Genomic DNA, 9,537 nt, shown 5'->3' on the forward strand with positions numbered 1-9,537 from the left:
TCAATGCGTGTCAGTGGTGTGTGACTGTAGCAATAAGGCTTATAACTATGAACTGGCAGTGGCAGAAAGGTCCCCCTTTGAAGGGGGCAGGGGGATGACAATCGTGCACAGCTCCTTCCCTTATTTTTAGGGGAAGGCTGGGATAGGGTAAAACTTACAGCGCTTATCCTTGGCACTGGTAACGGCTAATTCCCCTCTTGAGAGGGACAGGGGTGTGTAGAGTGAGTTGGCAAACTAAACTGCAGAAGCTACAGAGCTATACCTGTGAGATTGACAGTAGCAGAGATTCCCCTTGGAGGTTGGGGTCCTCGACAAAGAAGGGACCATGAAAATGTACAACCAGCTGGCTTTATGAACAACAGCAGCCACGAAATCATACCCTACTAACCTACATCTGAAGACAGCGATTCTCGACAAAATTGTACGCTGAGATGTCCCAGAATCACAAAATAATGATCTAACGAACTACTCAAAAAAATATTTTACTTTTTTGAAAGCATCTGTAACCCTGCTAAAATCAGGGGCGTATAAAGAGTACCTTTGGCTAAAAGTTGAAAGCCTGAAAGTTGGGAATGCCTACCAAGACATTTTTTAACTTTCAGGTTTTTCTCTTTTTTACCCCCCTATTGCTGCGGTTTGTTCTTGTTCAGCAGCACCACATACATGATCCCAAAGCCCAGAAAAGCGATCAGGAAAAAGATGTCCATCCATTCGTACTCTCCCTGTATGATCTGCCAGCCTTTTACACCTGCAAACACAAAGCAGGCGATGGCAAGCAAAATTCTGAATATTCGTTGATTAGGCATAAGCTTATTATTGGGTGAATTACAAGGTATAAAATCAGAGAGATAAATAGAAAACAACCCAGGCTGTAATGACGACCGTGCCTACCAGATTGAGAACCAGGCCTGTTTTCACCATTGTGCTGATAGGTACTTGCTTACTTCCGTACACAATGGCATTGGGAGGTGTTGCTACAGGTAGCATAAAGGCCATGGAGCAGGCCACTACTACGCCCAGTACAGGGTATAGCTCCGGCAACTGTAGCTGATTGAGTATACCAATGATAATCGGTACAAAGGTAATGGCAATGGCTGTATTAGAACTCACTTCGGTCAGCATGAGCACGCCGCCCACCAGCACAAACACCAGTATGATCAGCTGCCCCGGATCAATAAAAGAGGTTATACCTGCTCCGATCACATCGGCGAGTCCTGAAGTAACTACCAGTTGCCCTAGTGCCATACCTCCCCCAAACAGCAGGATCGTGTCCCAGTCTATCTTCACCAGGTCACCAGCTGTCAGCGTACCCTCTCCCCCATTCTCCTGCCCCGGCGGGATCAGGAACAGCAGTAGCGCAGCCAACACTGCCACCGTACTCTCCGCAAAATAGGTGCTCATGAAGGTATAGGCCGCCTCCATGCCTAGCAGATTAAACACGCCCGGACTCAACCACAATACCACCGCCAGTGTAAATACACCCATTGTGATCTGCTCGCCTTTTGAAATGGGAGGTTGGGTATGCGTGTGTTCTTCCACGTAAGCTCTTATACCTTCCGCACTGAACCTGAACTTTTTGAGGAACCAGCGTACGTAGAGCAGCATAAAGGCATACATACTCAGCGAGATGGGCAACGCCATCATCATCCACTGCAGAAAATCAATGCTGATGCCTTCTTTGGCCAGGTAGTTCACTCCAATCAGGTTGGGAGGCGAACCGATTATCGTGCTGACGCCCCCGATAGAGGCGCTGTAGGCAATACCTAACAGAAAGAAAGGCGCAGGGCTCTTACGTGACTCAGGCTCCTGAATGAGTTGTAACACCCCAATCATGAGCGGCAGCAGCATGGCCACCGTCACGGAGTTGCTCACCCACATCGACAGCACGTACGACACCAGCGAGAAGCCCAGAAACATGCTGAACAGGCTTTTCTGGAAAACTTTTCGGGACAGAATAAAGAGGGCAATCCGTTTGTCGAGGCCGTGGCGGGTCATGGAGCGGGCCAGCAGAAAGCTACCGATAAAGAGCAGGATGATAGGGTGCCCGAGGTTTTGGAAAGCCGTATTGATATCGGCTATACCTGTCAGGATGGCCATAACCACTCCCAGGAAGGCAGTCATCGAGAGCGGAATCACCTCAGTCATCCAGAAAGCCAGGCAGAACACCATGATAGTCGCCACCTTCCGGGCCTGGGGCTCCAGTCCACCGGTCAGCCACCACATGATAACAGCCAGCAGAGGCGCCAGCAGCAAACCTATGTTTCTTCTGCTTAAAGTCATGGTTATAAATATAGCGATAAACCTGCAGAAGCAGCAGATCTACGCAATAGGATTGGGCAAAAAGAATGAAGCTATACCTGCCTGTTCTTCAATAGTTTGGGCTAGACCAGGTAACGCTGCTTGATAATGTTGAGGTGGTGGATTTCATGCCCCAGAATAGCAAAGCCCAGTGCTCTTACCGATACCCTACGGCCACTGGCTATACCTGTGTGATTCAGCATTTCGTCATCAAAGCCTTTGAACAGTTCGATAGTGGCCTGGCGGACAGCGGCATACTCAGCCAAAATGGACGTTATTTGTCTTGTATCTGCCTTACTATTTTCTGCATAGGCATTTTCGTCAAATCCGGGCAGCTCCTTCTTATCATTGCGGGCGAAGCAGAGGGCACGGTAAGCAAATATGCGTTCGGTATCAGCCATGTGCACCAGCATCTCCTTGATCGACCACTTGCCGGGCTGGTAGCGGTGGTTTAACTGCTGCTCTTTAAGCGAAAGCATGAAGTTGACAATGTACTCTTCGCTAGCGGCCAGGGCAGACAGCAGGTCATCAGTATTGGCATTGCCAATATAGCTATTGAAGAACTCGTCGTATTCAGCTGGATTAGGCGCACTGATCATCTTATCCATAGTTTTGGGTTTTGGTAATAGGATTATAGGTATACGTGAAGGTACAAATTATACGCGTATCCTAATATGCGTTGCAAATAAAAAGCAGCGGCCTGACTCACTGAAGTCAGGCCGCTGCTTTTGTAAAAGTATAACTCCTTTATTACTAATTGGTAAGTCAGCGCAATGATTACTGCCCCACCAGGAACACGGCATTGCCGAAGAGCAACTTGCCGTTGTGCCAGAAACCACGGAACAGCGGGTTGTCAGCCAGGTATACTACCTGCCCTCTGCCCATCGGCTGCGTACCCAAGATCAGGGCATCTTTCAGGCGCTCTTTCGCTTTGGCACCTACGAAACCGGTAGCATAGTTGTCCTTCTTGAGCACCCCTACGTTCCAGCCGTCTTTCATGAAGCTGAAGGTGTCGGAAGTGCGAACCAGGGCATAGTAGGTATCGCCGTAGCCGAAAGCCAGTGGATGGGTTTTGTCGAGGTTCACACGGAACACGCTGCCCTGCACATCTTCTGAAATGGCATCGCGTTCACGGTCGCCGTAGGCACGCAGCAGACGGTAAGGATCTTCTTTCGTTTCTTTAGCCTTATCTTTCTCAGCAGCTTCGCCACCATTTTTCTTTTGCAGATTGAAATCCTTCTTACCGGCCAGGAAGCCAGCAGCACTTTCCAGGGCAATCAGTTTGCCACCGCCGCGCACCCAGTTTTTCACCTGCTCCAGCGCCTGCTCGTTCAGCACACGGCCGTAAGATCCGGCAGGTAAGATCAGCACATCAAACTCGTGCAGCGGCACGTTGCCGAAATAACTGGTGCCGAGCACCGTCACCGGGTAGCCGATCTGCTGCTCAAAGTAGTGCCAGATCTCACCAAAAGCGTAAGGTGACACCCCCTCACCTGACATAAGTGCTACCTTTGGCATCTTGAGGAAACGCACGCTGCCCGAACCGAAGTCAGCACCGCTGCTCACAAAGCCTGTCGTGGAAGCTTGTAGGGTGATGCCATGTTTCTCGGCAGTTGCCCGCACCACAGCATCCAGCTTGTCGCCCATACCTTCGTTGCCGGTGCGGGTGATGATCAGGGTACCCGCATCGTACTGGCGGTTATCCATCTCGAACGGCTTCTCAGACATGCGCACCTTTACCTTCTGTGCCATCAGCTCAGTCAGGAATTTCACGTCCTGCAGACTGTTCCAGCGGGCCAGGTAGGCAAATGGTCGCTCGACCGAAATAGCATTGGCTGCTTTGGCTGGCTTCTGGTTACTTGGCTCCAGACGGCTCTTCAATGCATAGGCCTGCAAACCAAAGGCGTAAGGCATGGCCCAGGAAGTGATATCATAGGTCAGCGAATCCTCCAGATTTGAATTTGGCTCGAACAGCACCTTCACCAGCGTAGATTTCGGCTGGTACATGCTCACCACCAGGTCATTCTGATTCACCCGTACGCTTTCCTCTTTACCGTTGGCGTAGTTAAAGGCTTTGGCGGAGCTGCTCTTGCCCGCATAGCCATACCGGATCTGCTGCTGGTCAAGGTAGTCGGTCAGGGCTTTCATGTTGCCGGCGCTACGGTCGTCAGCCCGGAACACAAAGGTCTTGTAGTCACCGCCCGGCTTCTTCAGGTTATTATCATAATACTTGCGGAACTCCTGCGTGAGTTGGTCAGCCTTTTCGGCTGTGGCCTGCAAAGTAGCCAGACTGGCGATGTGGTGGTGCGCGATACGATCAGTCAAGGTGAGCGTGTCGCCGTCCTGTTTCTTGTAAGCCAGACCGGCACGACCGGAGCCGCCCTGCTCGTAGGTCATCCCTATGGCGCCGTTAAAGGTAGGCCAGGTATCGCCGTAGCTTGGGTAGAAGAGGTCGAAGTTTTCGCGGGTGAAGTAGAGCCAGTTGTTCTGGTCAAAGTACTGGCGGTTGTAGTCGCCTATGGTGTACTGAAAATCGCGCTGCCATGGCGTGATGCTCTCGTGCAAAGGCTTGGCGGCCGGCGAGAAATAGTAAGGCTGCTCCGGCCCCATCTCGTGGAAGTCGGCATGTACCTGCGGCAGCCACTGATTGTACTGTGCCATGCGCTGCTTCGACTCAATCTGTGTCTGCCAGGCCCAGTCGCGGTTCAGGTCAAAGTAGTAGTGATTCGGTCTGCCGCCCGGCCAGGGCTCGTAGTGCTCCCAGGCGTATGGCGAGGCGTTGCCACCCCGGTTCTGCGTCTGCTTGTACCACTGCACATAGCGCTCACGCCCATCCGGATTCACGCATGGGTCCAGGATCACTACGGTATTCTCCAGCCACTTTTTCGTCTGCTGATTGTTAGGATCCACCAGGTCGTAAAGTACCTGCAGCACCGCCTCGCTGCTCACCGACTCGTTGCCGTGGATGTTGTAACTCATCCAAAGTATAGCCGGCTGCTTGCCCTGCACCTGTCCGTTGGCTATACCTGCCTGACGCAGGTTATTCTCCCGTATTTGCTCGAGGCGCGGCAGGTTTTCGTCGCTGGCCACATAAGCCAGCAGCAATGGTCTTCCTTCATAGGTTTTGCCGTACTCCTGTACCCGAATGCGGTTCGGAGCCTGCTGTGCCAGGTAATTTACATAGTCTGTGATGCGGGCATGCATTGTAAATTCTTCGCCCAGGGTATAGCCCAGGAATTGCGCCGGTGTCTGTAAGGCCTGCTGCTGTGCCAGGACCGTCTGCAAACTCAGCAACACGAGGGCAAAAGCGAACAATCGCTTCATTGTGTTTTGCATGATCAATTGCTTAAAAGAAGGTATGTTGATGGTAAAGGAAATAAAGGTACAATCTGCGCAAAAAAGCTGAATTTGACAATTTTATACCTACAAAGCCTGTCTATACAATGATCCGGAGAAGAGTAGACTATTTAAGGGGGAATTTTAGCAGGCGGGCTTCGGTTTATTTTCTATACCTGACATCAAACTCTTTATGTGCGTACCTATAGCTATGTATCTGTTTTGGCGAAAGACCGGCAAAGGTTTCCTGGCATTTCTGGCAGGACTGGCCCTGATGACTGTACTATACGTACTGGCCGGGCTTACGCTTGGTAGTATACCTGTCAACAGCAGCTATGCCCAAACCACCGAAGGTATAGAGATCTTCGTGACCGACAATGGTGTGCACACGGACCTAGTGCTGCCCGTCAAAACCGACATCATAGACTGGCGCGATAAGCTGTACGTGCAGGACTTCTCCGGCGCCGACAGCTCCTTTACCCACGTGGGCTTCGGCTGGGGCGACCGGCAGTTTTACATGGAAACACCCGAATGGAAAGACCTCACCCTTACCACCGCCATCACCTCCCTCTTCTGGCCCACCCGCACAGCCATGCACGTGGAGTACATCGCCAAACCGCTCCGGCAAAACAGATACCAGCAGCCCGTGATCATAAGTCAGGAGCAGTACCAGGCGCTGGTGCAGTATATCCTGGACAGTTTTCAGAAGCAGGCCAATGGCGAGTTTTTGCTGATCGAAGGCGGAGGCTACCATTCATGCGACAACTTTTACGAAGCAAACGGCAAGTTTCACCTCTTCAAGACCTGCAACAGCTGGGTAAACGGCGGACTCAAAGCCATGGGCCACAGGGCCGCTCTATGGGCTCCTTTTTCATTTGTGGTGATGCGGCAGGTGCGGGAGTAGATTCTACTTAGTCTCTTCTAATCTTAGTCTTTCTGTCGATTTGGCGGCATCAGCAGAACCATCTTCAACACCCTGTATAAAAGCTGTTTTGTGACTTTCCCAGTTTACAGCAATGTCAACAGCGTAGACAGTTAATAAACCTAGCAGAAAGCATTTGATATCTCTTTTCGTAATGTTAGGCGTTTTCATATGTAGTAGCTTGATGTTTATCCTCAAATATATTGTTTTTAACGAATATATATAATCTTAACATCGCATATATTATTGCCTATTCTCCGTCCGCTGTGATGGGTTTATCTGGCGTGTAGACTGTATAGAGCGTCCCTAATTTTGAGTTGAGCCCCATGATGGGCGCAGCTACTTTGATGCTTGTAGAGTCACTCGTATCCAATGTGATAGATTCTGCCTGTAGTAGTGAGGATTGAAAATGATCTGCAAACAATTCCCCTTTATACTTCTGGTTTGTGGTACTGATGATCTTTCCACTGTTGTCAGCCAATAGCACCAACTCAAATCTAGGCTCCTGCACAAACGCATACAGGTACTGGTCCACCTGCTCCATGTTCCTCGACAACATTGCCGACCTCACAGACCACGAAAAAGGGATCATCAGCGTTCGTAGGAAATAAGTAGTATTTTCGGATACCCGCTGATTGGCTTGCGTGACAATTGCCTCCCTTTCCTGCGCTGCCTGTTCCCGGGCTTCGCTGAGCTGTGTATTTTTAGAGGAGTTGATGAACAGAAGAATGACCAGAAAAGCAAGTGTCAGTAGTAAAGGAATAAACACGGCAGGCTTCTTCAGTTGCGTAACCAACCTGTTTTCATGGTAAGGTCGCTTTGGTGGTCGTCCCTCTTCGTAATCGGTGGGATGTAAACGGTTTTCCATATGCTCATTCCTTAAAGTTGATGTGATTTTATAAAATAGCTTCTCCTATAATCCTGCCCTGGTCAAAATCTAAAAGCACGCTTTATTACTTATACGCCGGAATGGCTATATTCAGGCAGAAAAACAATCTTCATTAAACATAAACCTCTTCCAATGCGACAAAACACCCTTTACTTAAGAGCGTTTTTCCTGCTGCTGGCCGTGTGGCTGTATGCGGGTGAGGCACTTGCCCAGCGGGTCAACCAGGACTCCCTCTTTATCCTGGAAAACTACACCAAGCAGGAGTACCAGGTACCGATGCGCGATGGCAAAAAGCTTTACACCGTGGTTTACTCCCCAAAAGATCAGAGCAAAAAGTACCCGATCATGCTCAACCGCACCCCTTATTCGGCTGGCCCATACAAAGAAGGTTACAAGACCTCCCTTGGCCCCAGCACAACTATGATGCGCGACGGGTATATCTTTGTGTACCAGGATGTACGCGGCGCTTATATGTCGGAAGGCACTTTTGTGAACATGACCCCGCATGTGCCTAATAAGAAAGGCAAGAAGGCCATAGACGAAAGCACCGACACCTACGACACTGTGGAGTGGCTCACGAAGAACCTCAAGAACAGCAACAAACGTGTCGGACAGTGGGGTATCTCCTATCCCGGCTTTTACGCGGCTGCTGGTCTGATGAGCAATCACCCGGCGCTCAAGGCCGTGTCACCACAGGCCCCGATTGCAGACTGGTTCTGGGATGACTTCCATCACAACGGCGCTTTCTTTCTTCCGCATGCCTTTAATTTCCTGGCCAGCTTCGGTCTGCCCCGTCCGGAACCTACCCCAAACCGCAATCCCCGTTTCGACCACGGCACTCCGGATGGTTATGAGTTTTTCATGCGCATGGGTTCGCTGAAGAATGCAAACGAGGTATACTATAAAGACAAAGTGGCTTTCTGGAACGAGATGGCCGCACACCCCAACTACGACAAGTTCTGGCAGGACCGCAACATTCTGCCACACCTCAAAAACCTGAAAGGCACTGCCGTAATGACCGTTGGCGGCTGGTACGATGCCGAAGACCTGTACGGTCCGCTCAAAATCTACCAGCACATCGAAAAGAACAACCCAAAACTAACCAACATGCTGGTAATGGGGCCATGGGTGCACGGTGGCTGGGCCCGCGGTGACGGCAGCAGCATCGGCAACGTACATTTTGGGCAGGCGCACTCGCCCTGGTATCAGCAGGACGTAGAGGCTAAGTTCTTTACTCATTACCTGAAGAATGATGCAAATAACCCGGTAAAACTGCCGGAGGCCATCATGTTTGAAGGCGGCACCAACCAATGGCGCGAGTTTGAGACCTGGCCACCGAAGGCTGTTCAGGAGAAAACGCTATATCTGCACGCCAATGGCAAGATGAGCTTCGAAGCGCCCGAAGCAGGTACAGTCGAAGCCAGCGAGTACATCAGCGACCCGGCCAAGCCGGTACCATTTACCGAAGCCGTTGCCACTGGTATGACCCGCGAATACATGACCGATGATCAGCGTTTCGCCAGCCGTCGCCCCGATGTGCTGACTTTCCAGACCGATGTGCTGACGGAGGACATCACACTGGCAGGCGAGATACTAGCGCAGCTGAAAGTAGCCACTACCGGCACTGACGCCGATTGGGTGGTGAAGCTGATCGACGTATACCCAGACGACCACCAGGCCTACACACACCAGCAGAACAAACCGATGGGTGGTTATCAGCAGATGGTGCGCAGCGAAGTGTTTCGCGGCCGCTTCCGCAACAGCTTTGAAAAACCGGAGCCTTTTGTACCTAACCAAGTGGCAGCTGTCAATGTGGAATTGCAGGATGTGCTCTATACCTTCAAAAAAGGCCACCGCATCATGGTGCAGATCCAGAGTACTTGGTTCCCGCTGGTGGACCGTAACCCGCAGAAATATGTAGACAATATTTTTGAGGCCGATGAGGAAGACTTCATCAAGGCCACCCACAAGGTATACCACTCACCACAGCAGCCAACCAGTCTGAAGGTGAAGGTGCTCTAAGCAAATGCTATAGGTATAAAAAATAAAAGCCCCGGGTAAAATACCCGGGGTTTTCTTATTAAACCCTAAT

The 9,537-nt window shown here is 50.8% G+C and carries 8 protein-coding genes; 2 read left to right on the forward strand and 6 right to left on the reverse strand.

The window, feature by feature from the left end:
- Positions 1-623: 623 nt before the first annotated feature.
- From BW972_RS00220 to BW972_RS00235, 4 genes are all read right to left on the reverse strand, one after another.
- Positions 624-806 carry a hypothetical protein gene (locus BW972_RS00220; protein WP_076420285.1) on the reverse strand — a complete coding sequence of 61 codons (183 nt, stop codon included), beginning with the start codon at positions 804-806 and terminating at the stop codon, positions 624-626.
- 34 nt (positions 807-840) lie between these two features.
- Complete coding sequence (locus BW972_RS00225; protein ID WP_040573553.1) at positions 841-2,280, reverse strand: SLC13 family permease; 1,440 nt, start codon at positions 2,278-2,280, stop codon at positions 841-843.
- Between the two features lie 101 nt (positions 2,281-2,381).
- The gene (locus tag BW972_RS00230; protein WP_076420286.1) at positions 2,382-2,906 is read right to left on the reverse strand and encodes a DinB family protein; all 525 of its coding nucleotides are present in this window, start codon (positions 2,904-2,906) and stop codon (positions 2,382-2,384) included.
- Between the two features lie 169 nt (positions 2,907-3,075).
- Positions 3,076-5,634 (reverse strand): M14 family zinc carboxypeptidase, encoded by a 2,559-nt coding sequence (locus tag BW972_RS00235; RefSeq protein ID WP_234986253.1) that lies wholly within the window; start codon positions 5,632-5,634, stop codon positions 3,076-3,078.
- A gap of 211 nt (positions 5,635-5,845) precedes the next feature.
- Here BW972_RS00235 and BW972_RS00240 point away from each other — a divergent pair, with 211 nt between their 5' ends.
- On the forward strand, positions 5,846-6,538 hold the full coding sequence (locus BW972_RS00240; RefSeq protein ID WP_076420290.1) for a TIGR02117 family protein: 693 nt from the start codon (positions 5,846-5,848) through the stop codon (positions 6,536-6,538).
- 3 nt (positions 6,539-6,541) lie between these two features.
- Here the strand turns inward: BW972_RS00240 and BW972_RS00245 are convergent, their stop codons facing one another.
- Positions 6,542-6,727, reverse strand: a complete 186-nt coding sequence (locus BW972_RS00245; RefSeq protein ID WP_076420296.1) for a hypothetical protein — start codon at positions 6,725-6,727, stop codon at positions 6,542-6,544.
- 79 nt (positions 6,728-6,806) lie between these two features.
- Positions 6,807-7,424 carry a hypothetical protein gene (locus BW972_RS00250; protein ID WP_076420301.1) on the reverse strand — a complete coding sequence of 206 codons (618 nt, stop codon included), beginning with the start codon at positions 7,422-7,424 and terminating at the stop codon, positions 6,807-6,809.
- Positions 7,425-7,577: 153 nt separating this feature from the next.
- On the opposite strand from BW972_RS00250, the gene BW972_RS00255 reads away from it, so the two are divergent.
- Positions 7,578-9,467, forward strand: coding sequence for a CocE/NonD family hydrolase (locus BW972_RS00255; RefSeq protein WP_076420302.1), 1,890 nt, complete (start codon positions 7,578-7,580; stop codon positions 9,465-9,467).
- Positions 9,468-9,537 lie beyond the last annotated feature (70 nt).

Origin of the sequence: Pontibacter lucknowensis (genome assembly GCF_900156415.1) — a bacterium.
Taxonomy (GTDB): Bacteria; Bacteroidota; Bacteroidia; order Cytophagales; family Hymenobacteraceae; genus Pontibacter; species Pontibacter lucknowensis.